This window comes from Tepidicella baoligensis, assembly GCF_013432195.1.
Taxonomy (GTDB): domain Bacteria; phylum Pseudomonadota; class Gammaproteobacteria; order Burkholderiales; family Burkholderiaceae_C; genus Tepidicella; species Tepidicella baoligensis.
In genome coordinates this window covers 192307-216923 of the sequence record NZ_JACCDB010000002.1, presented here as the reverse complement: position 1 = coordinate 216923, position 24617 = coordinate 192307, and the positions used below count along the sequence as shown (strand labels likewise).

The following is a 24617-nucleotide window of genomic DNA, read 5'->3' as shown; positions in this document are numbered from 1 at the left end:
CACAATGTCGGCTGAAAGGAATACCGTGCATGACCGATCTGCCCTCCACCGACACCCCAGTGCCGCTGACCATCGAACAATTGTGGGTCTATCCGGTGAAATCCTGTGCCGGCATCCGCATGCGCCAGATCGAACTGCTCGACACCGGCCTGGAATGGGACCGTGCCTGGATGGTGGTGGATGAGAGTGGGGAGTTCGTTTCCCAGCGGGAGTTCCCGCGCATGGCGCTGGTGCAACCGCGGTTTCGCATGGGCCATCTGGAGCTGAGGGCGCCCGGCATGCTGTCGCTGCACCTGGCGTTGGATGGGGCCGAGGCGCCTTGCAAGGTCCGCGTCTGGGATGATGAGGTCGATGCCTACGACATGGGCGATGTGGCCGCCCAGTGGTTCACCGATTTTCTCTTGGCCGACCGCCCCGGGCCGGTGCAACGGCTGCGCCTGGTGCGGTTCGATCCCGAATGCCACCGTCCTTCGGACGTGCGCTGGACCGGTGGCCGGCAGGCGCCCAACCAGTTCAGCGACGGTTATCCGCTGCTGGTGCTGTCGCTGTCGGCACTGGACGACCTCAACGAGCGCCTGCGGGTGCTCGGGCATGCGCCGGTGGGCGTCGAGCGGTTTCGGCCCAACATCGTGTTGGGGTGTTTGTGCGCGCACGACGAGGACCGACTGGCCGAATTGCATTTCCACGCCGCCACGCCGGGAGGCGGGTCGGCCGAAGCACCTGCCGTGTGGCTGCAGCCGGTCAAGCCCTGTGCGCGTTGCAGCATCCCTGACGTGGACCCCGCCACGGGCGAAGCAGGCAGTCTCGTGAGCCCCGTGCTGCAGTCCTACCGTCAGGACCGGCGCCTGATGGGGGCGATCACCTTTGGCATGAACGCCATCGTGCGCCAGGGCGAGGGCCAGATGCTCCACGAGGGCATGGCCGGGGAAGGGCGCTGGGGCGCCTGGTGATCAGATGCGCTTGAGCAGCCGCGCCTTGTCGAGCCGGATGCGCACGTCTTCGGGTGAGACGGGGGTCTGGATGGCGTAGATGGGGAGCTGGGTGTCGCGCTTGCTGGGGGCGCTCAACAGCAGGCCATCCGGGTCGGTGATGGCCATGGCCAGCGGCGTGTTCACCCGAGTGCCGCGGCGCACGATCACGGCCACCTCGTTGGTTTTCAGGCGCACGTAGCTGCCGGGTGGGTACATGCCGAGCTGTTTGACGAAGTAGGCGCCCAGTGGGCTGGCGCGGGTCTGGGATTCCAGGTACAGGTTGCCCACCGCCACCTTGGGCCACAGCCCGCGCCGGGACGCGCGCGGGCTGATGCGGGCAATGAACAGATCGCTCATGCGCAGCAACTGCTGCGCCACGGTGAGGTCGGTCTTGCGGTGTGGGTAGCCGCTGCCGTCCGGGGCCTCGTGGTGGTCCTGCACGAGCTCCAGCCACAGCGGGTCGTCGATGCCCAGGGCACGCAGGATGGCCGCGCCTTCAGTGGGGTGGGTTTCGATTTTTTCACGCTGGTAAGGCGTGGCCTGCTGGGCCTGCAGCGCCAGCAGGTCCTGCATCTCGGCCATGGCGATGTTCATCGTCAGGGCCGCCCGCACCAAGGACGAGAGCTGCGGCTCTACCATGTCGGCCAAAGGGGCAACCAGCAGACAGGTCGTGGCCGCCATCAGGGCATGGGTGGCGTTGTAGCCGTATTGCCGGTCGGCCAGCATCTGCACGAGCACGAACAGCGTGTCGTCTTCCCGGGCGCGCAGGGCCAGGCGCAAACCGGTTTCCACGAACGCCAGCCGGCGTGCAAAGTCCTTGGCTTGTGCGCCCTCGCCCAGCAATTGCGCCAGTCGCCGCCGCAAAGCCGGTATGCCTTCGGTAGGGTCGGGGTCGAGTTGAGCGTGGACATCCTTGAGCACTGCCTCCAGGTCGGACGGCAGGCCGGATAGAGGGGTATCGGCAGGCTCGCTGAGCATCGTGGCCGAGTGTAATGGGTTCGGGCGGTTGGGTGTGCTCGGTAAAATCATGCCCTTTTCAGATACTTCAAAGGCTTACATGAGTCTCAAGTGCGGCATCGTCGGCCTGCCCAACGTCGGCAAATCCACCCTGTTCAACGCCCTGACCAAGGCGGGCATTGCGGCGGAGAACTATCCCTTTTGCACCATCGAGCCCAATGTGGGCGTGGTCGAGGTGCCGGATCCACGGTTGCAGCAGTTGGCCGATATTGTGAAGCCGGAGCGGGTCGTGCCCGCCATCGTGGAGTTCGTGGACATTGCGGGTTTGGTGGCCGGAGCCAGCAAGGGAGAGGGGTTGGGCAACCAGTTCTTGGCCCACATCCGCGAGACGGATGCCATCGTCAACGTGGTGCGCTGTTTCGAAGACCCGAACGTGATTCATGTGGCCGGCAAGGTGGACCCGATCGCCGACATCGAGGTCATCCAGACCGAACTCTGCCTGGCCGACCTGGGCACGGTGGAAAAAGCCTTGCAGCGCTACACCAAGGCGGCCAAGAGTGGCAACGACAAGGAAGCGACGGCCATGGTGGCCTTGCTGGGCAAGGTGCAGGCCGTGCTCAACGAAGGCAGGCCGGTGCGCACGCTGGAACTCAACGACCAGGAGCGCGCGTTGCTCAAGCCGCTGTGCCTGATCACCGCCAAGCCAGCCATGTTCGTGGGCAACGTGGCCGAGGACGGTTTCGACAACAACCCCCTGCTGGACCGTCTGCGTGACTACGCCGCCGCACAGAACGCGCCGGTGGTGGCGATCTGCGCCAAGATCGAGGCCGAGCTGGCCGAGATGGACGATGCCGACCGGCTCGAATTCCTGAAGGAGTTGGGCCAGGACGAGCCTGGCCTGAACCGCCTGATCCGCGCCGGTTTCAAGCTGTTGGGCTTGCAAACCTATTTCACCGCCGGGGTAAAGGAGGTGCGCGCCTGGACCATCCCCATCGGTGCCACCGCGCCGCAGGCGGCCGGCGTGATCCACGGCGATTTCGAGCGCGGCTTCATCCGCGCCCAGACCATCGCGTTCGACGACTACATCGCCTACCGGGGCGAGCAAGGGGCCAAGGACGCCGGCAAGATGCGCGCCGAGGGCAAGGAGTACGTCGTCAAGGATGGCGATGTGATGAATTTCCTGTTCAACGTTTGAGCCGGATCAGGCATCGCGTGATGTGCTGCATCATGTGGCGGCAGGTGCCTTGTCCAGCCGGAACCACAGCGCATACAGCGCTGGCACGAACAGCAGCGTGATCACGGTGCCCACGGCCACGCCGCCGATCAGCACATAAGCCAACGGCCCCCAGAACAGGTCGAAGGTCAGGGGCACGAAGGCCAGCACGGCGGCGAGCGCAGTCAGGATCACGGGTCGGGCGCGTTGCACGGCGGCCTCCACCACCGCTGGCCAGGCCTCCATGCCTTCGTGGAAGTTGTCCTGCACCTGCTGCGTCAGGATCATGGTGTTGCGCATGAGGATGCCGGCCAGGCCGATCAGACCCAGCAGCGCCACGAAGCCGAAGGGCTGGTTGAACAACAGCAGCGCGAACACCGCGCCGATCAGCCCCAGCGGCGCGGTGGCCACCACCATGAAGGTGCCCGAGAACGAGCGCATCTGCAGCATCACGAAAATCAGCATCAGCGCCACCATCAGCGGTTGCAGCTTCTGGATGGAGCTGTCGGCTTTGCCGGAGGCCTCGACCGACCCCCCGATGTCGATGCGGTAGCCTTCGGGCAGGCGCGCGCGAAAGTCCGCCATCTGGCGCCACAGCGCGTTGGACACGTCGGGCGGTTGGGCGCCGGCCACGTCGGTGTGCACGGCCAGGAAGCGCTCGCGGTTGTAGCGTTTGATCACCGGGTCCTCGTAACGGACCTCGATCGGGCCCAGTTGCGAGAGCGCGATCTGCCGCCCGTCCGGGGTACGCAATTCAATCTGCTCGGGCAACAGCACGCCCGCCGCGCGTTCGGCCCGTGCGCGGACCTCTACGGTGCGCACGTCTTGTCGCACCTCGGTGACCGGCACGCCGTCGAGCTGGAATTGCAGTTGCTGCGCCACGTCGCGCGGCGTCAGGCCCATCTGGCGCAGCCGGTCGAGGTCGGTGTTCAGGTGCAATACAGGGGCTCGTTCGTCCCAGTCCAGGTGGGTGTTGAAGGTGTGGGGGTGGGCTTCCATGAGCAAGCGCAGCTCGTTACCGATGCGGCGCAGCTCCGCCGGGTCGGGGCCGATGATGCGAAAGCTCACCGGCCAAGGAACGGGGGGGCCGAAGAGCAGGCGCGTCACGCGCACGCGCGCATCGGGGAACTCGCCCTTATCGATGCGCGATTGCAATTCGGCAATGATGCGGTCGCGTGTGGCTTGGTCGTAACCGATGGCGATGAGTTTGGCGAAGGCCGGATCGGGCTGTTCCGGGTTCGCGGAGATGAAGAAGCGTGGCGCACCCGCCCCCACGTAGGACGACAGCGTGCGCACCTCGGGCATGTTGGCCAGGATGTTTTCGATACGGCGCACCACGGCGTCGGTCGTGTGGATGCTGCTGCCTTGTGGCAGGTTGACGCTGATCAGCACTTCGGGCCGGTCGGAGCCGGGGAAGAACTGTTTTTGCACCACGTTGGCCATGGCGAAGACGCTGAGCACCAGCAGCAGCACGGTACCGGCCACCACACTCTTGCGGTACTGCACGCAGGCGGTGATGAGTGCCCGCAGCCGGCGGTACAGGGGCGTCTGGTACAGGCTGCCGGTCTCGTGCTTGGTGTAGTTCGGCAACATTTTCACGCCCAGGTAGGGCGTGAAGGTGACGGCCACGACCCACGAGACGATCAGCGCATAGGCCAGTACCCAGAAAATGTTGCCCGCATATTCGCCCACACCGGACTGGGCGAAGCCGATGGGCACGAACCCGGCCACGGTGACCAGGGTGCCGAACAGCATCGGCGCTGCCGTCACGTTCCAGGCGTAGGTGGCAGCGCGCACACGGTCCCAGCCTTCCTCCATCTTCACGATCATCATTTCGATGGCGATGATGGCGTCGTCCACCAACAGGCCCAGCGCAATGATGAGCGCGCCGAGCGTGATACGGTCGAGGTTGACGTGGGTGAGCTTCATGAGCAGGAAGGTCAAACCCAGCGTGAGCGGCACCGCGATGCCCACCACCAACCCGGCGCGAAAACCGATGGCCAGCATGCTCACGCCCATCACCACGGCAACGGCCACCAGGAACTTGATCTGGAACAGGTTCACGGCCTGGGCGATGGCGTCGGTCTGGTTGGTCAGCATGCTGAGCTCCATGCCCAGCGGCAGGCGGGCCTGTTCGGCCTCGACGAAGGCTGCCAGCCGTTGGCCGAAGGCCAGTCCGTTTTCGCCTTTGGCCATCACCACGCCAAGCAGCATCGCGTCCACGCCACGGTTGCGCACCAGATAGGACGGCGGGTCTTCGTAGCCTTGACGCACGGTGGCGATATCGCCGAGCCGCAACAGCCGCTGGCCGATGCGCAGCGGCAGGGCGGCCAGCTGCTCGGGGTCCGAGAGGTCCGCGACCACGCGCAGATAGGCGCGGGGGCCGTCCAGGTCGAGTGCGCCGGCGGGTACCAGCTGGTTGCTGGCGTCGATGGCGTCGAACACCGCCTGGGGCGAGAGCCCGAGCTGGTTGAGCCGGGCCATGTCGAAGTCGATGAACACGCGCTCGGGCCGCTCGGCCAGCAGCACGGCTTTGTGTAGGCCGGGGACGCGTTGCAGCCGGTCGCGGATGGCCTCGGCCTCACGAGTCAGCTCACGCATCTCCAGCCCCGGGGCTGTCAATGCCATGAGAGAAAAGTACACGTCGGCGAAGTCGTCGTTGACGATGGGGCCGATCACGCCGCGGGGCAGGCGAGGGGCTTCGTCGGACATGCGCTTGCGCACCTCGTAGAACAGATCGGGTACCTTGGCGCTGGGGGTGTGGTCGTGGAACTCCACCTGAATGTCGGCCCGGCCAGGGTGGATGGTGGTTTCGATCTTGTAGAGGTATTCGACCTCCTGGATGCGCTTTTCCAGCCTGTCCACCACCTGCGACTGCATCTGCTCGGTGGTGGCGCCGGGCCAGATGGCCGAGACCACCATCACACGCACCGTGAAGGCCGGGTCTTCAGCGCGGCCAAGCGACAAGAAGGCATAAATACCCGCCATCACCGACAGCAGGATGAAAAACAGCGTGATGGCGCGCTCGCGCACGGCGAGCGCCGAGAGGTTGGGAAAACTCATGGGGTCAGCTCCCGCACGGCCATGCCCGGCGTCAGCCGGTGGGTGCCGAGGGCAATCACTCGATCACCCGTGGCCAGCGGGCTGCGGATGCGCGCATGGCTGGCGTCCAGTGCCAGCACCTCCACCGGGATCGGTTCGGCCTGGCCGTTGACCACACGCCATATGCGGGGACCGTCGGCACGCTCGTCCAGCGCCCCGAGCGGAATCCGCTGGTCTGCGCCGGTCGATTCAGCGTTCGCCCGCACCAGGCTCAACCGTACCACGGCCCCCAGTGGCCAGTCCTCGGTCGCCACCGGGCCTTCGATGCGGTAGCGCGCACGCCAGGTGCGGCTTTGCGGGTCCGCCGCACCGGCCACCTCACGCAGTTCCACCGATGCGGTCGAACCCTGCAGGTTGGTGACGCTGCCCTTGCGAGGGGCGACGGCCGAAGGCAGGTACACCTCCACCTCGCGCTCACCGGCCAGTGCCAGCACCGCCAGCCCTTGCCCGGCCGATACCACCTGCCCGGCTTCCCCGGAGACTTCGGTGATCACGCCGTTGCCAGGGGCGCGGAGGTCGGCGTAGCCTCGGGCGTTGCGGGCCTGGGTGGCCTGGGCGCGGGCAGCATCCAGTCGGCTCAGGGCGTCGCGCAGCGCGAGTTCGAGCCGGTCCAGTGTCTGCGCGCTCACAAAGCCTTGCTCGACGAGCCGGCGCTGACGTTCCAGCTCCCGTTGCGCCGTGACCATGGCCGCTTCCGCAGCGGCCAGTTGGGCGCGGGCGGCCTGTTCACTGGCTTCGACATCCCTGGGGTCGAGCGAGAACAGCAATTGCCCTGTCCGCACCGTTTGCCCCGCTTCCACATGGCGCGTCAACACCCGGCCGCCGATCTGGAACGCCACTGGCGACTCCAGGCGAGCCTTGACCGTGCCGGACAACACCTGAGTGGAGTTCGTCGCATCTTCGATCGCTGCCATGCGCACCCAGGGAGCCGGGGAGGCTGTCTCCGAGGGGGCAGCCGGGCGTGAACAGGCCGTCAGGCCCGAAATCAATGGGACGAACACCAAGGCCAAGGCGGCTCGGGCCCAGAATGCAGGAGGATTCATGGCGTGTAAGGGGCGCTCAAAAAAAGACAGGCGCTATTATTGAACAATGTTGTACAGAAATTCGGATCAGGAGGTATTTCCCTTCCGCTGCTCCTGGTACACGGGAGAGGGCTCATGCCGCGCCCGGTAGATCTCGCGAAAGACCAGGCCATCCTCGAGGCAGCCACCGAGTTGTTGCTCACCGAGGGGCCGCAGGGGTGCTCCATGGAAGCGGTGGCACGCCGGGCCGGGGTGTCGCGCGCCACGGTCTATACCCGTTACGCGAATCGGCAGGCCATGTTGGATGCGGTCGTGCAGGCCTGCGTGCGTGACCTGTCGGGAGGGTTGGACGTCATTCCCGCCGACGCGCTCGGGGTGCGCGGGGCGCTGGTCGAGCTCGGCCAGCGGTTGCTGGCATTCGTCCACCGCGATGCCTACCGGCGTTTCGTGCGCGCGATTGCTGGCCTACAGGGTCTGTCCGAGCAGGATGCCGCCCTGCTGTTCGGCCTGGGGCCGCGCTTCACGGTGGACCGCCTCGCGAGCTGGATGGCCGCGGCCGACCGGGCTGGCCTGGCGCGGTTTCCTCATCCTGAACGTGATGCGGAACACCTGCTCGGCATGTGGATCGGACTGGATATCGTGCGGGCGATCTATGGCTTGCCGCCGCAGCGGGACGCCGAAGCGACCCGCCGGCATGTGGTCGAGGCGGTGGACCTGTTTTTGCAGATGCACGACGTCCGACCGAAAATCTGAAACCCGTTTGCAGGAGTGTCTATGCTTGGCCGCCGCCGCCCCGTTCACATCGGTCTGTCCGCCCGGATCTTCCACCCCGAAACCGGAGGCACCGGCCTGAAAACCAAGACCTTGCAGGTGCTGGAGCAGTCGGTGGCGCAGTGGGCAGCCTCGCGCGACACGCTGGTGCTGATGGTGCCTTCGGTGCTGTCCGACGGCGCGTTGATGCGCAGCAATATTCGCATCCGTGACTATGCGGACTACCTCGATGGCTTGTTGCTGCAGGGTGGCGCCGACGTGAGCCCCCGCGCCTATGGCGAGGAGCCGCTCAAGCCCGAATGGAGCGGTGACCCGGTGCGTGATGCCTACGAGCTGGAGCTGGTGCACGAATTCATGGAGGCTGGCAAGCCGATTCTGGGCATTTGCCGGGGCATGCAGCTCATCAATGTGGCACTGGGCGGCAGCCTCTATCAGGATTTGCCCACCCAGTGTCCCGGCAGCCTGGGCCATGAAAGCCACGAGTACGACCGCAACGTGCATGAAGTGGCCTTCACGGCCGACGGCAAGATGAAGGACTGGTTCAAGGTGCCGGGTGGCAAGGTGGCCTCCATCCACCATCAGGCGGTGAACCGGCTGGGCAAGGACGTGGTGGTCGAAGCCACGGCCCCCGACGGGGTGATCGAGGCCATACGCTGGAACGGGCGCAGCTTCGTGTGCGGGGTGCAGTGGCACCCCGAGTTTCACCACCTCGGCGACGACATGCTGGATTGCAGCCCGCTGCTGGAGGCTTTCCTGAACGCAGCCCGGTAAAATACCGGTCCACCAAGGAGCGCTGCAGCGCTGCCGCGCGGCCCGAAGCGGGCCGTGTGGGCAGCGTCAGGCTTGGTTTCCCGCATCAACCGCGCTCACCTGATTCCTATCATCCAGGTGAGTGCCGTGCCCGTATCCTCCTCCCGCAACGTGAACCCTGACCATCCGCAAGGCGCCGTGGCCCGTGCCGGCTCGCCCGCCCATTCTGCCGTCCCCCCCATGCTGTTGTCTGGCCTGGAGCTGCTGGTCATTGACGAGCACAGCCTCTTCGTCAACATCGGCGAGCGCACCAACGTCACCGGCTCCAAGGCGTTTGCGCGCATGATCCTGGAGGGCCGGTTCGAGGATGCGCTGGCCGTGGCCCGCCAGCAGGTGGAAAACGGCGCGCAGATCATCGACGTCAACATGGACGAGGCCATGCTCGACAGCAAGGCCGCGATGGTGCGCTTTCTCAACCTGATCGCCTCCGAGCCCGAGATCGCGCGTGTGCCGATCATGATCGACAGCTCCAAGTGGGAGGTGATCGAGGCGGGCCTCAAGTGCATCCAGGGCAAGGGCATCGTCAACTCCATCAGCCTGAAAGAAGGGGTGGAGGAGTTCAAGCGCCAGGCCCGGCTGATCCGGCGCTATGGCGCGGCCACCGTGGTGATGGCCTTCGACGAGCAAGGCCAGGCCGACACCTTCCAGCGCAAGATCGAGATTTGTGAGCGGGCCTACCGCATCCTGGTCGATGAGGTGGGCTTCCCGCCCGAAGACATCATCTTCGACCCCAACATCTTCGCCATCGCCACCGGCATCGAGGAGCACAACAACTATGCGGTGGACTTCATCGAGGCCACCCGCTGGATCAAGCAGCACCTGCCCGGTGCCAAGGTGTCGGGCGGCGTGTCCAACGTCAGCTTTTCTTTCCGCGGCAACGAGCCGGTGCGCGAGGCCATCCATACCGTGTTCCTGTACCACGCCATCCAGGCCGGCATGGACATGGGCATCGTCAACGCCGGCATGATCGGCGTCTATGACGACCTGGACCCCGAACTGCGCGAGCGCGTGGAAGACGTGGTGCTCAATCGCCGGCCCGATGCGACCGAGCGGCTGCTCGAGATCGCCGAGACCGTCAAGGGTGCTGCCAAGGACGACTCCGCCAAGTACGCCTGGCGGTCGCTGCCGGTGCGCGAGCGGCTGATCCATTCGCTGGTGCACGGCATCAACGAATTCATCACCGAAGACACCGAAGAGATGTGGCAGGCCCTCAAGGCCGAGGGGGGACGTCCGCTGCACGTCATCGAAGGCCCGCTGATGGACGGCATGAACGTGGTGGGCGATTTGTTTGGTCAGGGCAAGATGTTTTTGCCGCAGGTGGTCAAAAGCGCCCGCGTGATGAAACAGGCCGTGGCCCACCTGGTGCCCTATATCGAGGAGGAGAAGCGCCGACTCGAAGCCGCTGGTGGCGACGTGCAGGCCAAGGGCAAGATCGTGATCGCCACCGTCAAGGGCGATGTGCACGACATCGGCAAGAACATCGTCACCGTGGTGCTGCAATGCAACAACTTCGACGTGGTCAACATGGGCGTGATGGTGCCCTGCCACGACATCCTGGCCAAGGCCAAGGAGGTGAATGCCGACATCGTGGGCCTGAGCGGCCTGATCACCCCGAGCCTGGAAGAAATGCAGTACGTGGCCGCCGAGATGGAGAAGGACCCTTACTTCCGCGAACGCGGGGTGCCGCTGTTGATTGGTGGTGCCACCACCAGCCGTGTGCATACGGCGGTGAAAATCGCTCCCCACTACAGCGGCCCGGTGATCTATGTGCCGGATGCCTCGCGCAGCGTGGGGGTGGCGCAGAACCTGCTGGGTGAAGCTCGCGCCGCTTACCTAGAGGAGTTGCGGGCCGACTACGACCAGATCCGTACCCTGCACGCCAACAAGAAGCAGACCCCACTGTGGCCTTTGGCCAAAGCCCGTGCCAACAAAACCCCGATCGATTGGGATGCTTACACCCCGGTGGTGCCGAAGTTTCTGGGCCGGCGCGTGTTCAAACATGTCGACCTGGGTGAGCTGGCCCGCTACATCGACTGGGGGCCCTTCTTCCAGACCTGGGACTTGGCGGGCCCATACCCTGCCATCCTCGACGACGAGGTGGTGGGCGAGCAGGCGCGCAAGGTGTTTGCCGATGCGCAGGCCATGCTCAGAAAGATCGTGGAAGGCCGTTGGCTCACCGCCAACGCCGTGGTCGGCCTGTACCCTGCCCATGCCGTCAACGATGACGACATCGTCCTCTATACCGACGAATCCCGCACCGAGGTGCTCCTGACCTGGTATGGTTTGCGTCAGCAAACCGAAAAACAGGAAATCGACGGAGTGATGCGTCCCAGCCGCTGCCTGGCCGATTTCGTCGCGCCTCGGGCATCGGGCGTGGCCGATTACGTCGGGATGTTTGCCGTCACGGCCGGCCTGGGCGCCGACCAGCGTGCCGCGGCCTTCGAAGCCGCGCATGACGACTACAACGCCATTTTGCTCAAAGCGTTGGCCGATCGCCTGGCCGAGGCGTTGGCCGAATGCTTGCACCAGCGGGTGCGTACCGACCTGTGGGGCTACGCCCCGCACGAAAACCTGAGCAACGATGACCTGATCGCCGAGCGCTACCAGGGCATTCGGCCCGCGCCGGGCTATCCTGCCTGCCCCGATCACTCCGTCAAGCGCGACATGTTCGAGGTGCTGCACTGCGCGGAGATCGGCATGGGCTTGACCGAGAGCCTGGCCATGACGCCGGCGGCCAGTGTGAGCGGTTTCTACATCGCCCATCCGGAGGCGACGTATTTCAACGTCGGCAAAATCGGTCGTGACCAGTTGGCCGACATGGCCCAGCGCCGCGGCATGAGCGAGGCCGACCTGGAGCGGCTGCTGGCACCCAACCTCTGACCTCCGCGGCAGGAGCCGGTGCGTGGTACCAGCGGCGTGACGCAATCGCGGCGTACCTGCGCCAGGCCGGGGGGCGTCAGTGCGCGCAATGGGCCCGAATTTCGTCGATGGTGGTCAGGCCCTGCAGCACCTTGAGGATGCCGTCTTGACGCAGGTTGCGGAATCCGCCGTGGGTCATGGCGGACTCTTGCAGCGCCTCGGAAGGCGCCTTGCGCTGGATCAGGCGGCGCAGCGGGGCGTCGATGACCAGCAGCTCGTGTACGCCGACCCGCCCCTTCAGGCCGGACTGGTCACAGGCAGCGCAGCCGGTGGAGTGGCGCTGAACGAAGCGCCCTTCCTGCCCATAGGACTGGAGCCATTCTTCGCGCAGACGGTCCTTGTCAGGGCGCAAGGCGACGGGAAAGCCGTGCAAATAATCCTCCAGCAGTTCGTCCACCCAGGCCTCGTCGGCGGGCTGGGTCTGGATACAACCGCTGCACAGGCGCCGAACCAGCCGTTGGGCCAGCACCGCCACCAGCGAGTCGGCGAAGTTGAACGGGTCCATGCCCATATCCAGCAGGCGCACCACGGTTTCCGGCGCACTGTTGGTGTGCAGCGTGGACAGCACCAGATGCCCGGTGAGGGATGCCTCGATGGCCACCTGGGCCGTTTCTTCGTCGCGGATTTCGCCGACCATGATCACGTCCGGGTCGGCGCGCAGAAAGGCTCGCAGGGCCTTGGCGAAGGTCCAGTCGATCTTGGGATTGACTTGCACCTGGCGCAGATCGGGGTTGCTGATCTCGACCGGGTCCTCAGCCGTCCAGATTTTGCGATCCGGCGTGTTGATGTGTTGCAGCAGCGAGTGCAGGGTGGTGGTCTTGCCCGAGCCGGTGGGTCCGACGCACAGCACCATGCCGTGCGGCCGCTCCACCGCTTCGCTCAGGCGCGCCAGGTTCTGAGGGGTCAGGCCGAGCTGGTCGATGGACAGTGGTTTGGCGGATGACAGCAGACGCATCACCACATCTTCGGCACCGTTGAGCGTGGGAATGGTGGCGACGCGCAGTTCCAGTTTGTGATGAGGGGAGAACTTGGCGAAGTCGATCTTGCCGTCTTGCGGCTTGCGGCGTTCGGAAATGTCGAGATCGCACATGATCTTGATGCGTGCGACGATGGCGGCGCGGTAGGTGTGCGGTAGCTCCATGTAGGGCACGAGCCGCCCGTCCTTGCGCAGCCGGATGCGCACCTTGCGTTTGCTCGGATGGGTCTCGATGTGGATGTCCGACGCCCCTTGCCCATGGGCCTCGATGATGATGCTGTTGATGAGCTTGACCAGCGAGTTGTCGGACTGCTCGATCTGGGCGGCGGCCAGATCGCTGTCCTCCTGGACTTCCATCTCCAGCGATTCGAGCAGCTTGCCGGAAGACGGGTGGGCATCCGCCGCCGGCTCCACCGCACCGGGCGCCCCTTCGTCGAGGCCGAAGCGGGCGTAGGCCTGATTGATGGCCTGAGGCCCGAGGGTGCCGCTGGCCAGTGCCGCCACCACCTTGGACTGCAGCGTGAACTCCAGTTCTTCCAGCATGCCGCGCTTGGAGGGGTCTTCGGCCGCGACCACGACCATGCCGTTGCGCCACAGCAGCGGCACGATGCGGTGCCGGCGCGCCAGCGCGATCGGCACCCGGCGCAATGCCTCGGCGTCCACCGGGAACTTGGCCAGATCGACCACGGGGTAGCCCATCTTGCGCGCCAGAGCGATCCGCAGGTCGTCGCGGGTGAGCTGGCCGCTTTGCACCAGAAGTTCGCCCAGCGGGACGCTGCGCTCGGTTTTCTGCCGCTCCAGCGCCTCTTCGAGCTGTGCTTGCGTCACCAATCCCAGCGCCGTCAGCGCTTCGCCGATGCGCACCATGGGCATGCGCGCCTGCTCCTCCAGCGCCATGAGAAGCTGTTCCGGCTTGACGATTTCCTTGATCACCAAATAGTCGCCAAGCTTGCGATTGCGCAGGTTTTCCTGTTCACGGGCAGCCAGTTCGACCTGCTCGGTCGTGACCGCCTGCTGCTGCACCAACACGTGGCCGATCGCCTCGCCCACGTGCAATGCCTGCACCACCATCTGCGGGATGAACACCCGCTGTACGTGGTCCTGTTCGTTGACGGGCAGGAACAGGAAAATGCCCTCTTCGGATTCGATGTGGCCGATGGTGGTGCCCGATTCGACTTGACCATCTTTGAAGGTCAGCTTGTAGGGCAGGCGCGGTCGGAAGCCCAGCAACTCGGAGAAGGCGGTGTCGGCGCCCGCTGCGCCTTCCTGAAGGGGAGGCAGGGGCTGCGTGACGGTGATGCGGCGGAACATGTCGAAGCGCAACGGCATCACGGTTCGCGAGGGCGGCACTTGAATCAGGGCCGTCTTGCCCGGCAGGTCCAGGCCCTTGATCAGGCAGGGGCGCGATTGGCCATTGGTGCCTTCGATCAGGCACTCCAGCCCGCTGGGTGAGCTGGTGCTGTGTTCTCCGTAGCTGGCGTAAGGGGGTGTGGGCCAACGCAGCGAAGGAGGGGAGACATTCCGCGACGGCGCAGGCGGCGGGGTCAGGGTCGATGCAGGATGGTTCATCGGGCGGTGTCGCGGTGAGGGCAGCGGTGTGCCGTTTGTGTCATCTCCAGCGTGTCATTATGCGCCACCTCCTCCCGCGCGCACCCGCGCGCACCGACACCTATCGATGCAGCGGCTGGCGGTACTGCAGGGCTTCGGCGATGTGCGTGGTCTGGATCGCTGCGCTGGCGGCGAGGTCGGCGATGGTGCGGGCCACCCGCAGCGCCCGGTGTGTGGCCCGGCCGGACCAACCCAGGCGTGTCGCTGCCTGCTGCAGCAGCCGGGCCGCGGCGGCGTCCAGTTGGGCATGACGTTGCAGGGCATCGTCGCGCAACGCCTGATTGGGCGCACCCTGCCGTTGCACGGCGCGCTGGCGAGCGGCGATGACGCGTTCCCGCACCCGGGCGCTGGGTTCACCCGCAGCGTGGTGCAGCAACTGTTCGGCCGGTAGGCTCGGAACCTCGACGTGCAGGTCGATGCGGTCCAGCAGCGGGCCACTGAGCTTGCTCTGATAACGGGCAACCTGCTCCGGGGTGCAGCGGCAGGCGTGGTGGGTCGCGCCCAGATAGCCGCAAGGGCAGGGGTTCATGGCCCCGATGAGCTGGAATCGCGCCGGGAACTCCACCTGGCGCGCCGCCCGCGAAATGCGGATCACCCCGGTTTCGAGCGGCTCGCGCAACGATTCCAGCGCGGTACGGGGAAACTCGGGCAATTCGTCCAGAAACAGCACCCCGTGGTGGGCCAGCGAAATTTCACCAGGCCGGGGTGGGTTGCCGCCTCCGACGAGGGCGACGGCGCTGGCTGTGTGATGCGGAGCGCTGAACGGCCGCCGGCCCCAGGCCGTGGGCTCGAACCGGCCCGCCAGGGAGGCGATGGCGGCCGCTTCCAGGGCTTGCAGGTCGTCGAGGTCGGGCAGGATGCCCGGTAGCCTTTGGGCCAACATGGACTTGCCGGCGCCGGGCGGGCCGCTGAACAGCAGGCTGTGCTGTCCGGCGGCGGCGATCTCGAGCGCACGCCGTGCGGCGGCCTGACCTTTCACGTCGGCTAGGTCGGCGGCCGGTTCGGTGGCGCGCCGGGTCTGGGGACGAACTTCGATCCAGCCCTTATCGGGCGGCGCTGCATCCTCTGCCGGTGCATTCGGCGCTGGAAAGCGGCGCACGACGTCGCTCAGGTGCCGGGCGCGGAAGACGCGGGCCTGGGGTACCAGGGCGGCTTCCTCGGCGCTGCCCGGTGGCAGCACCAGTGCGGGGGGCAGGCCGCACGATGATGGTGCATCGTTGAGCAGGGCCAGGCTCATGGCGAGTGCGCCACGTATCGCGCGCAGCTCACCGCCCAGGGACAGCTCTCCCGCGAACTCGAATCCGCGCAGCTGGCTGGAGTCCATCTGCCCGCTCGCGGCCAGGATGCCGACCGCGATCGGCAAATCGAACCGACCCGAGTCTTTCGGCAGGTCTGCCGGTGCCAGGTTGACGGTGATGCGCCGGGCATGCGGCCACTCCAGCCCCGCGTTTTGGATGGCCGAGCGTACCCGTTCGCGGGCCTCTTTGACCTCGGTGTCCGCGAGACCTACCAGCGTGAAGCCGGGCAGTCCGTTCGCCAGATGCACCTCGACGCTGACCGGGTGGGCCCCGAGCCCCAGCAATGCACGACTTTGCACCACGCACAAACTCATGGCGTCGTTCCTCCCTGTTTTGGTGTGATTGGCAGGCCTGCGTATGCACAAAGTCGGTGCCAATCGCTTGCAATCGGAAGCAAGTGTAGCGGATCGCTGCCCGTGGCCATCCGCAGCTGGCACACATCGTGCTTTAGACCCGGCGTGCCATTGCTCCCTCTGGTGGGGGTGATGGAGACACCTCAAGCGGTCGGGTCCCGTACCCGCCGAGCCATCCATCCCACAAGTGAGAAAGGCTGAACATGAAGCTGGTCACTGCGATCATCAAACCCTTCAAGCTGGACGAAGTGCGAGAAGCGCTGTCGCTCATCGGCGTGCAGGGCATCACCGTCACCGAGGTCAAGGGCTTCGGTCGTCAGAAGGGCCACACCGAGCTGTACCGCGGCGCGGAGTACGTGGTGGATTTTCTGCCCAAGGTCAAGGTGGAGGCGGCGGTCTCCGACGACCTGGTCGAGCGTGTCATCGAAGGGATCGAGGGTGCGGCGCGCACCGGCAAGATCGGCGACGGCAAGATTTTCGTGTTCCCGCTGGAGCAGGTGGTGCGCATCCGCACCGGCGAAACCGGCCAGGAAGCCCTGTGAAGGAGATGCACATGAAACCCCTGTTCAAAGCGTTGGGAATCGCAGCCACCGTCCTGGCTGCCAAGGCCGTGGGCGCCGAGGAGGCTGACACCGCGGCCGTGGCCGAGGCCACCGCCGTGGCCACACAGGCCCTCCACACCGTCTTCGAGGTGCAGTTTGCGCTCGATACCTTCTACTTCCTGATCTGTGGCGCGTTGGTCATGTGGATGGCGGCCGGTTTCTCCATGCTGGAAGCCGGTCTGGTGCGGGCCAAGAACACCACCGAAATCCTGACCAAGAACGTGGCCCTGTTCGCCATCGCCAGCATCATGTATATGGTGTGTGGTTACGCCATCATGTACGGTGGCGACCTCTTCCTGTCCGGCATCATGGACAGCGGCGTGCAAGAGGGTTTCACCTACGAGGCCGAGTCCACCTACGCCCCGGCGGCGGACTTCTTCTTCCAGGTCGTGTTCGTGGCCACGGCCATGTCCATCGTCTCCGGTGCGGTGGCCGAACGCATGAAACTGTGGGCCTTCCTGGCTTTTGCCGTGGTCATGACCGGTTTCATCTACCCGATGGAAGGTGCCTGGACTTGGGGCGGCGATGCTGTATTCGGCTTGTTCAACCTGGAAGACCTGGGCTTTTCGGACTTCGCCGGTTCCGGCATCGTCCACTTGGCCGGTGCAGCGGCGGCCTTGGCAGGCGTGCTCCTGCTGGGTCCGCGCAAGGGCAAATACGGCCCCAACGGTGAGGTGCGCGCCATCCCCGGTGCCAACCTGCCGCTGGCCACCCTGGGCACCTTCATCCTGTGGATGGGCTGGTTCGGTTTCAACGGCGGCTCCGTTCTGGCCACGGCCAGCGCCGCCAGCGCGAACGACGTGGCGATCGTGTTCCTGAACACCAATACCGCCGCTGCCGGGGGCGCGATCGGTGCCCTGCTGCTGTCGAAGATCATCTTCGGCAAGGGCGACTTGACCATGCTGCTCAACGGTGCACTGGCCGGACTGGTGACCATCACCGCCGGCCCCGACACGCCGACCCCGCTGCTGGCCACGCTGTTCGGCTTTGCCGGTGGTCTGCTGGTGGTGCTGTCCATCCTGGCGCTGGACAAGCTCAAGATCGACGACCCGGTCGGTGCCATCTCCGTGCACGGCAGCTGCGGTTTGCTGGGCCTGCTCGTGGTGCCGCTGACCAACCACGATTCGACCTTCCTCGGTCAGATCGCTGGTGCCGCCACCATCTTCGTGTGGGTGTTCGTCACCAGCCTGATCGTCTGGGGCATCCTGAAAGCGGTCATGGGCATCCGTGTGACCGAAGAACAGGAATACGAGGGCGTGGACCTGACCGAATGTGGCCAGGAAGCCTACCCAGAGTTCACCAACAAGTAAAATAATCCGGAAACGGATCACCGGTCAACCGTGGCCGCCCTTTCAGTCCGTGTCCAAGCGGATGGCTGGGGCCAACCACGGTTGTCACCCAAAAGGGCGCACAATGCGCCCTTTGTCTTTTGAGTTCAGTCCATGCGCCCCCGCCAATTCGACCTCATCGCCTTCGACTGGGACGGCACCCTGTTCGATTCCACCGCGATCATCGTGCGTTGCATCCAGGCGGCGGTACGCGATGTGGGGGGGCAGGCGCCGTCGGACGAAGCGGCGTCGTACGTGATCGGCATGGGGCTCATGCAAGCGCTCGCGCATGCCGCGCCCGACGTCCCGCCCGAGCGTTACCCGCTGCTGGGCGAACGCTACCGCCACCACTACTTGGCCCGCCAGCATGACATCGCCCTGTTCCAGGGCGTGCTGCCCATGCTGCATGAACTCAAGTCGCGCCAGCACTGGCTGGCGGTGGCGACGGGCAAAAGCCGCCGTGGGCTCGACGAAGCCCTGCGGCATGTGGAACTGCACGGGCTGTTCGACGGTTCGCGGACCGCCGACGAGACGGCGGGCAAGCCCCATCCGCTGATGCTGCAGGAACTCATGCGCGAGTTCGGGGTGGACCCGGAGCGCACGCTCATGATTGGCGACACCACGCATGACCTGCAAATGGCGGCGAACGCTGGTTGCGCCAGCGTAGGGGTCAGCTACGGCGCCCACGACCCCGAAGGGTTCGCCGATTTCCGTCCGCGCTTCGTGGCCCATTCGGTGCGCGAACTGCACGACTGGCTGCAGGCGCACGCCTGAGACTCACAGGAGCGCCAGACCCATGTCGGTACAGTGGTTCCCCGGACACATGCATGCCACCCGCCAGGCGATTGCGGAGCGCATCAAGGCCATCGATGTCATCATCGAGATGCTGGATGCGCGCTTGCCCGGTTCCAGCGCCAACCCCATGCTGGCCCAGATCACCCGGGGCAAGCCCACGCTCAAGGTATTGAACAAACAGGATCTGGCCGATCCGGTGCGTACGCAGGCCTGGTTGGACCACTACAACTCGCGTTCCGGCACACTGGCCATGGGTCTGGACGCGGGCATGGCCGGACCGGCACGGGCGCTGATCAAAGCCTGTCACGAGCTCGCGCCCCATCGTGGGGGCATGGTCAAGCCCATGCGCGTGCTCATCGGCGGTATTCCCAACGTGGGCAAGTCCACGCTCATCAATACGCTGGTGGGCAAGCGGGCCACGAAAGCCGCCGACGAAGCCGGCGTCACCAAGCAGGAACAACGCATCGTTCTGGCCGACGATTTCTATCTATACGATACGCCGGGTGTGTTGTGGCCCAAGATCATCGTGCCGCAAAGCGGTTACTACTTGGCGGCCAGCGGTGCCGTGGGACGCAACGCCTATGACGAGGAAGAGGTGGCGTTGGAGCTGCTCAAGGCCCTCCAGGGGCCTTATGGCGCCCTGTTGGAGGCGCGTTACCAATGGGGATGGACGCCGCAGGCCATTGCCGGCATGAAAGACGAAGAGCTGCTGGCGGCCATCGCCCGCAAGCGGGGGGCTTTGCTGCCGGGAGGACGCCTCAATCGGCAGAAGGCTGCGGAGATCGTGCTGACTGACTTTCGCACCGGTGCATTGGGCCGCATCACCCTGGAAACACCCCAGGAGTATGAGCAGTGGCTTCAGACCGCGTTGCGCGTGGAGGCCGAGCGGGCTGCCCAGCGCAAGGCGAAACAGGATGCCGGGCGGGGCGGCGGACGGCGCGACGCACCTTGAACCGTGCGGGCAAGAACCCAGGCCCCATTGGGCCTGGCAGGCTGAATCAGCGGAAACTCAACGACCAAGCCGCCAGCTTCTGGGCCTCGGCGTCGCTGACCTGGGGGTTGGCGGGCATGGGAATCGCGCCCCATACGCCAGAGCCACCGCGCTGAATTTTCGTGGCCAGTCTGGCCACGGCGTTGGGGTCTCCTGCATACTTGGCCGAGATGTCCTTGTAGGAGGGTCCTACCAGCTTCTTGTCCACGGCATGGCAGGCCATGCAGTTCTTGGAGCGGGCCAGGGCTTCGTCGGCCAGAGCCGGTAGCGCCACGACGGTGCTGGCGGCCACAATGAGCAGTGCGCGTTTCATGATGTTTTCCTTCAAGCAGAATGAGGGGGGGTGCATCCCGATTTTAGCGGGGCAGGTTTTCCCCACGCCGGGGAATTACCTCTTGTTGCAATCGATACGGGCCAACTCACAGGAGGCATGCCGTCATGGGATTCTTGATACTGGGTCTGATACTGCTGGTGTTGAAATGGGCCGCGATCGGCCCCGTCGCTGCGTGGAGCTGGTGGTGGGTGCTGGCGCCGTTTCCTCTGGCCGCGCTGTGGTGGTGGATCGCCGATGCGACAGGCTATACCGGCCGCAAGGCCCTGGAGCGGGAAGAAGCGCGCAAACAGGCTCGCAAGCAAGAGGGTCGCGAGCGTTTGAAGGGATTCCGATCGAACCGTTTTTAGGTTTGTCTCCGGGGGCTGTGGGCGCTCGATCGTCCGAGTTGCCGCTGGCGGGAATCTTTCGCCGGTTCGGCGGCTCCCATGTCCACCAAGCGTGAGCAACCGGAACACCCATCCATCGAATGGTTTTTGAGATGAACACCCTTCGCGTGGCGACGTACAACATTCACAAAGGCGTGCAGGGGTTAGGGCCTGCGCGTCGGTTAGAGATCCACAACCTCGTGCATGCCGTGGAGCAGTTCGATGCCGATCTGGTCTGTCTGCAAGAGGTGCGGGGTGTCAACCGCAAGATGCAGCGCATCTTTGCCCATTGGCCAGCCGAAGGGCAGGCCAACTTTCTGGCACCCGAGGGCTATGAAGCCGTGTACCACACCAATGCCGTGACCCGGCACGGTGAGCATGGCAACGCCTTGTTGACCCGTTGGCCGGTTCTGGCGCAGCAGCACCACGACGTCTCGGACCACCGCTTCGAGCAGCGTGGCCTGCTGCACGTGAAGGTGGAGGTGTACGGGCAGCCGGTGCATGTGGTGGTGGTGCATTTGGGGCTGATCCACGCCAGCCGCCAGCGGCAGGTGCAGGCGCTGGGCTGCTTCATCGAGGAGCATGTGCCCGCGCACGAAGGGCTCATCGTGGCCGGTGACTTCAACGACTGGGAAGCGCGGTTGCACCGGCCCATGGCCGCGTTCGGTCTGCGCACCTTCGAGGATATCCGCCTGCCGACCTTCCCCGCTCGATTGCCCTTGCTGAACCTGGATCGCATCTACGTACGGGGTTTGCGCCCGGTGCATGCCCATGTGCCGCATGGGAAGGCCTGGCGCCGCATGTCCGATCATCTCCCGCTGATCGCGGAGCTGGCGTGGGTTTGAAGCCTGTGCTGCGGCCCGGCCACAGCCTGCGCTTGCTCGAAGGCGGTGCGGCCTTGTTTCCCGCGATGGCGCAGGCCATGGACCGTGCACAGCGTCTGGTGCATGTGGAGACTTACATCTTCGAGTTCGCCAACGGGGCGCTGCAGGTGGCCGAGGCGCTGGAGCGGGCGGCGTTGCGAGGGGTGACGGTGCGCTTGGTGGTCGATGGCGTTGGCACGCCGACGTTGCCCCGTGAATGGATCGAGCGCTTCCATCGCGCCGGTGTGCAGTGGCGCATCTACCAGCCTTTGGGGCGTCTGGGCTTGTTGATCCCGAGTCGCTGGCGGCGCCTGCACCGCAAGCTCTGCGTGGTGGATGGGGTGGTGGGTTTCTGCGGCGGCATCAATTTGATCGACGACCAGGATGATGTGGTGCTGGGACACCTGGATGCTCCCCGTTTGGACTTTTCCCTGCAGGTCAGCGGGCCGCTGGTGGCGGACATGCTCGACACCATGGAACAGCTTTGGTGGCGTCTGCAGGCGTTGCGTGCGGCACGGCAGCGCGCCTTCCGTGCTGCCTGGGGAGCTTGGCTGGAAGGCTTGCCTCAGGTCGAGCCCTGGGCGTGGTGGGATGTGTCCCCACAGCCCGATTTGGACGCGCAGACGCTGCATGTGCACCAAGCCCATGCTGCCCTGTTGTTGCGCGACAACGTGCGCCACCGCCACGACATCGAGAAGGCCTATCTCAAGGCCATTGGTGAGGCGCGAGAGGAAGTGGTCATCGCCAATGCTTATTTCATTCCCGGACGCCGCTTGCGCCGCGCGCTCATCCTGGCCGTGCAGCGCGGAGTGCGGGTGCGGTTGCTGATCCAGGGGAAATACGAGCGCTTTTTGCAATACCACGCCGCCCGGCCGGTGCACTGGCGGCTGTTGCGTTTCGGGGTCGAGATCCACGAATACGCGCCCAGCGCCCTGCATGCCAAAGTAGCGGTGGTGGATAGCCGCTGGGCCACGGTGGGGTCCACCAACCTCGACCCTTTGAGCCTGTTGCTGGCGCGGGAGGCGAATGTGGTGACCACCGATGTGGTGTTCGCCCGCCGCCTGCGCGACCGCCTGGACCGGCTGATGCGCTTTCAAGGCCGGCGCCTGCAAGTGGAGCAACTCCGCACCAGGCCCTGGCACGAGCGCTGGCGCGACGGCATTGCGTTTGCGGTCATGCGCACCGTGCTGTTCCTCACCGGGCACCGCTACTGAGCCAACGTACCCCGCGGCCGGATGGGGGAATGCCGCCATGGCAGACAAGGGTGTTACCATGAACCCATGCTGATGAAGACCGAAGACACCATGACCGACGTCCCACACGACGAGGGCACACCCGTGTCCGTCAAGATCCGTGAACGCATACGGGCGGCCCGCAAGCGTTTTCATTCCAATGACAACATCGCCGAGTTCATCCAGCCCGGAGAGATGGAGGCCCTGCTGGACGAGGTGTCCGAGAAAATGCAGGCCGTGCTCGACAGCTTGGTGATCGACACCGACAACGACCACAACACCGAGGACACCGCCCGCCGTGTGGCCAAGATGTACCTCAAGGAAGTGTTCGCCGGCCGGTATGTGAAAGCACCGGCCATCACGGAGTTTCCCAACGCCGAGCACCTCAACGAGCTCATGATCGTGGGGCCCATCACGGTGCGCAGTGCTTGCAGCCACCATTTCTGCCCCGTCATCGGCAAGATCTGGATCGGCGTCATGCCCAACGAGCACACCAATGTGATCGGCCTGAGCAAGTACGCGCGCCTGGCCGAATGGGTCATGGGACGACCACAGATCCAAGAGGAGGCCGTGGTGCAATTGGCCGACCTGATCCAGGAAAAAACCCAGCCCGACGGCCTGGCCATCGTGATGGAAGCCAGCCACTACTGCATGGCCTGGCGGGGCGTCAAGGACATGGACAGCAAGATGATCAATTCCGTGATGCGTGGCGTGTTTCTCAAGGACAGCAACCTGCGTCGCGAATTCCTCTCACTCATCCCACGAGGCCAGTAAGCCATGTTGGTTCGCCTTCTCTACGTCAGCCGTGCGGTGGACAAGGACAGCACGGAGGCCATCGAATCGATCCTGGCGGCCGCGCGCCATCACAACCTGCAAAACGGCATCACCGGAATTCTGTGCTACGGAGGGGGCGTTTTCGTGCAGGCGATCGAGGGCGGGCGCCGTGCCGTCAACCAGCTCTACAACCACATCATCGAAGACCCGCGCCACACCGACATCGAGCTGCTGCATTACGAGGAAATTTCCGAACGCCGCTTTGGGGGCTGGACCATGGGCCAGGTCAATCTGAGCAAGCTCAACACCTCCATCGTGCTGAAATATTCCGAGCGGCCCGAGTTCGATCCCTACAGCGTGTCGGGCAAGGTTTCACTGGCGTTGCTGGAAGAACTGATGGCCACGGCCAGCATCATCGGGCGGGCCTGAGGCCTGGCCATGGCGGCGCAGCGCCCCGAACTCTGGGGTTGCGACTTCACGAGCGCACCGGGTCGGCGCAAGCCCATCGTGCTCGCGGTGGGCCGTGTGCACGTCGGATCAGGCATTCGACTCGTGACGCTGCAACGCCTGGAGCGGCTGGATACCTTCGACGCTTTCATCCGTCGGCTGGCCGAGCCGGGCGATTGGGTCGGCGGCTTCGACCTGCCGTTTGGCCTGCCCCGCGAATTGGTGCAAGCCCTGGGTTGGCCTACCGATTGGCTGGCCTGCATGCGGCACTACGCCGCCTTGAGCCGGGCTGAGATCCGTGAGCGCTTCGCTGCGTTCTGCCGGGAGCGGCCGGCCGGGCAGAAGTTCGCCCACCGCGCCACCGACGGTCCTGCGGGTTCGAGCCCGAGTATGAAATGGGTCAACCCGCCCGTGGCCTTGATGCTGCATGCTGGCGTGCCTTGTTTGTTGCAAGCCGGTGTGCATCTGCCGGGCTTGCACCAGGGCGATCGACGGCGGGTGGCGCTGGAGGCGTATCCCGGCTTGCTGGCCCGCAGCGTGCTGGGCGCGCGCAGCTACAAGAGCGATGAGGCGGCGCGCCAGACGCCAGAGCGGCTGATGGCCCGCAAAGACCTCTTGCACGCGCTGGAAACGGGTTCTGCGCCGCTGCTGCAGGCCATGGGCACGCGCCTGCGGGTGGGCCAGACCTTGCGTGAGGCCCTCATCGGCGACGCGCAGGGCGATGCGCTGGACGCCGTGCTTTGCCTCATGCAGGCGGCGTGGGGGCAGTGGCAACACGAGGCAGGTCATCCATGCCATGGCTTGCCGCCCTTCGATCCGCTGGAAGGCTGGATCGTGGGGGCGGGGGCGGTCTAGATCGGGCCGGCAGCGACCGCCGGGCCCGGTA

The 24617-nt window shown here is 65.4% G+C and carries 21 protein-coding genes and 1 riboswitch; of the genes, 15 read left to right on the top strand and 6 right to left on the bottom strand.

Annotated elements, in window-relative coordinates:
* Window positions 1-29 precede the first annotated feature (29 nt).
* The gene (locus tag HZS63_RS03890; RefSeq protein ID WP_180682730.1) at window positions 30-950 is read left to right on the top strand and encodes an MOSC domain-containing protein; all 921 of its coding nucleotides are present in this window, start codon (window positions 30-32) and stop codon (window positions 948-950) included.
* Here HZS63_RS03890 and HZS63_RS03885 read toward each other — a convergent pair whose 3' ends face one another.
* Window positions 951-1949, bottom strand: a complete 999-nt coding sequence (locus tag HZS63_RS03885; protein ID WP_180682729.1) for an HD-GYP domain-containing protein — start codon at window positions 1947-1949, stop codon at window positions 951-953.
* A 79-nt stretch (window positions 1950-2028) separates the two neighbouring features.
* On the opposite strand from HZS63_RS03885, the gene ychF reads away from it, so the two are divergent.
* On the top strand, window positions 2029-3123 hold the full coding sequence (gene ychF / locus HZS63_RS03880; RefSeq protein WP_180682728.1) for a redox-regulated ATPase YchF: 1095 nt from the start codon (window positions 2029-2031) through the stop codon (window positions 3121-3123).
* A 30-nt stretch (window positions 3124-3153) separates the two neighbouring features.
* Here the strand turns inward: ychF and HZS63_RS03875 are convergent, their stop codons facing one another.
* The gene (locus tag HZS63_RS03875; protein ID WP_180682726.1) at window positions 3154-6204 is read right to left on the bottom strand and encodes an efflux RND transporter permease subunit; all 3051 of its coding nucleotides are present in this window, start codon (window positions 6202-6204) and stop codon (window positions 3154-3156) included.
* Window positions 6201-7286 (bottom strand): efflux RND transporter periplasmic adaptor subunit, encoded by a 1086-nt coding sequence (locus HZS63_RS03870; RefSeq protein ID WP_180682725.1) that lies wholly within the window; start codon window positions 7284-7286, stop codon window positions 6201-6203. Before HZS63_RS03870 ends, HZS63_RS03875 begins: the two co-directional genes overlap by 4 nt.
* A 114-nt stretch (window positions 7287-7400) precedes the next feature.
* Between HZS63_RS03870 and HZS63_RS03865 the strand changes: the two genes are divergently transcribed.
* From HZS63_RS03865 to metH, 3 genes are all read left to right on the top strand, one after another.
* Entirely contained in the window at window positions 7401-8018 is a 618-nt protein-coding gene (locus tag HZS63_RS03865; RefSeq protein WP_180682724.1) for a TetR/AcrR family transcriptional regulator, read from the top strand.
* A 21-nt stretch (window positions 8019-8039) separates the two neighbouring features.
* Window positions 8040-8807 (top strand): gamma-glutamyl-gamma-aminobutyrate hydrolase family protein, encoded by a 768-nt coding sequence (locus HZS63_RS03860; RefSeq protein WP_180682723.1) that lies wholly within the window; start codon window positions 8040-8042, stop codon window positions 8805-8807.
* Window positions 8808-8817: 10 nt separating this feature from the next.
* A riboswitch (S-adenosyl-L-homocysteine riboswitch) is annotated at window positions 8818-8911 on the top strand.
* 115 nt (window positions 8912-9026) lie between these two features.
* Complete coding sequence (metH, locus tag HZS63_RS03855; RefSeq protein WP_180682882.1) at window positions 9027-11726, top strand: methionine synthase; 2700 nt, start codon at window positions 9027-9029, stop codon at window positions 11724-11726.
* A gap of 76 nt (window positions 11727-11802) precedes the next feature.
* Here the strand turns inward: metH and HZS63_RS03850 are convergent, their stop codons facing one another.
* Window positions 11803-14310, bottom strand: a complete 2508-nt coding sequence (locus tag HZS63_RS03850) for a GspE/PulE family protein (protein WP_246316131.1) — start codon at window positions 14308-14310, stop codon at window positions 11803-11805.
* Between the two features lie 100 nt (window positions 14311-14410).
* Window positions 14411-15961 (bottom strand): YifB family Mg chelatase-like AAA ATPase, encoded by a 1551-nt coding sequence (locus HZS63_RS03845; protein WP_180682722.1) that lies wholly within the window; start codon window positions 15959-15961, stop codon window positions 14411-14413.
* 242 nt (window positions 15962-16203) lie between these two features.
* Here HZS63_RS03845 and glnK point away from each other — a divergent pair, with 242 nt between their 5' ends.
* The 4 genes from glnK to ylqF all read left to right on the top strand — a co-directional run bounded on the left by glnK (window position 16204) and on the right by ylqF (window position 19677).
* On the top strand, window positions 16204-16542 hold the full coding sequence (glnK, locus tag HZS63_RS03840; protein WP_180682721.1) for a P-II family nitrogen regulator: 339 nt from the start codon (window positions 16204-16206) through the stop codon (window positions 16540-16542).
* Window positions 16543-16553: 11 nt separating this feature from the next.
* Window positions 16554-17912 carry an ammonium transporter gene (locus HZS63_RS03835; RefSeq protein ID WP_180682720.1) on the top strand — a complete coding sequence of 453 codons (1359 nt, stop codon included), beginning with the start codon at window positions 16554-16556 and terminating at the stop codon, window positions 17910-17912.
* Between the two features lie 132 nt (window positions 17913-18044).
* Window positions 18045-18704 carry an HAD family hydrolase gene (locus HZS63_RS03830; RefSeq protein ID WP_180682719.1) on the top strand — a complete coding sequence of 220 codons (660 nt, stop codon included), beginning with the start codon at window positions 18045-18047 and terminating at the stop codon, window positions 18702-18704.
* Between the two features lie 22 nt (window positions 18705-18726).
* Window positions 18727-19677, top strand: coding sequence for a ribosome biogenesis GTPase YlqF (gene ylqF, locus HZS63_RS03825; RefSeq protein ID WP_180682718.1), 951 nt, complete (start codon window positions 18727-18729; stop codon window positions 19675-19677).
* A 46-nt stretch (window positions 19678-19723) separates the two neighbouring features.
* On the opposite strand, the gene HZS63_RS03820 is transcribed toward ylqF, so the two are convergent.
* Complete coding sequence (locus tag HZS63_RS03820; RefSeq protein ID WP_180682717.1) at window positions 19724-20029, bottom strand: c-type cytochrome; 306 nt, start codon at window positions 20027-20029, stop codon at window positions 19724-19726.
* 125 nt (window positions 20030-20154) lie between these two features.
* Between HZS63_RS03820 and HZS63_RS03815 the strand changes: the two genes are divergently transcribed.
* The 6 genes from HZS63_RS03815 (at window position 20155) to HZS63_RS03790 (ending at window position 24586) form a co-directional block, all read left to right on the top strand.
* Entirely contained in the window at window positions 20155-20397 is a 243-nt protein-coding gene (locus tag HZS63_RS03815) for a TIGR04438 family Trp-rich protein (RefSeq protein WP_180682716.1), read from the top strand.
* Between the two features lie 131 nt (window positions 20398-20528).
* On the top strand, window positions 20529-21260 hold the full coding sequence (locus HZS63_RS03810) for an endonuclease/exonuclease/phosphatase family protein (protein WP_180682715.1): 732 nt from the start codon (window positions 20529-20531) through the stop codon (window positions 21258-21260).
* The gene (gene clsB, locus HZS63_RS03805) at window positions 21251-22492 is read left to right on the top strand and encodes a cardiolipin synthase ClsB (RefSeq protein WP_180682714.1); all 1242 of its coding nucleotides are present in this window, start codon (window positions 21251-21253) and stop codon (window positions 22490-22492) included. The genes HZS63_RS03810 and clsB overlap by 10 nt, the downstream gene beginning before the upstream one ends.
* A gap of 66 nt (window positions 22493-22558) precedes the next feature.
* A complete protein-coding gene (folE, locus tag HZS63_RS03800) occupies window positions 22559-23284 on the top strand; it encodes a GTP cyclohydrolase I (protein ID WP_180682713.1) in 726 nt (241 codons plus the stop codon).
* Window positions 23285-23287: 3 nt separating this feature from the next.
* The gene (locus HZS63_RS03795; protein WP_180682712.1) at window positions 23288-23713 is read left to right on the top strand and encodes a BLUF domain-containing protein; all 426 of its coding nucleotides are present in this window, start codon (window positions 23288-23290) and stop codon (window positions 23711-23713) included.
* 9 nt (window positions 23714-23722) lie between these two features.
* Window positions 23723-24586: a DUF429 domain-containing protein gene (locus tag HZS63_RS03790; RefSeq protein WP_180682711.1), complete on the top strand. Its 864-nt coding sequence runs from the start codon at window positions 23723-23725 to the stop codon at window positions 24584-24586.
* Window positions 24587-24617 lie beyond the last annotated feature (31 nt).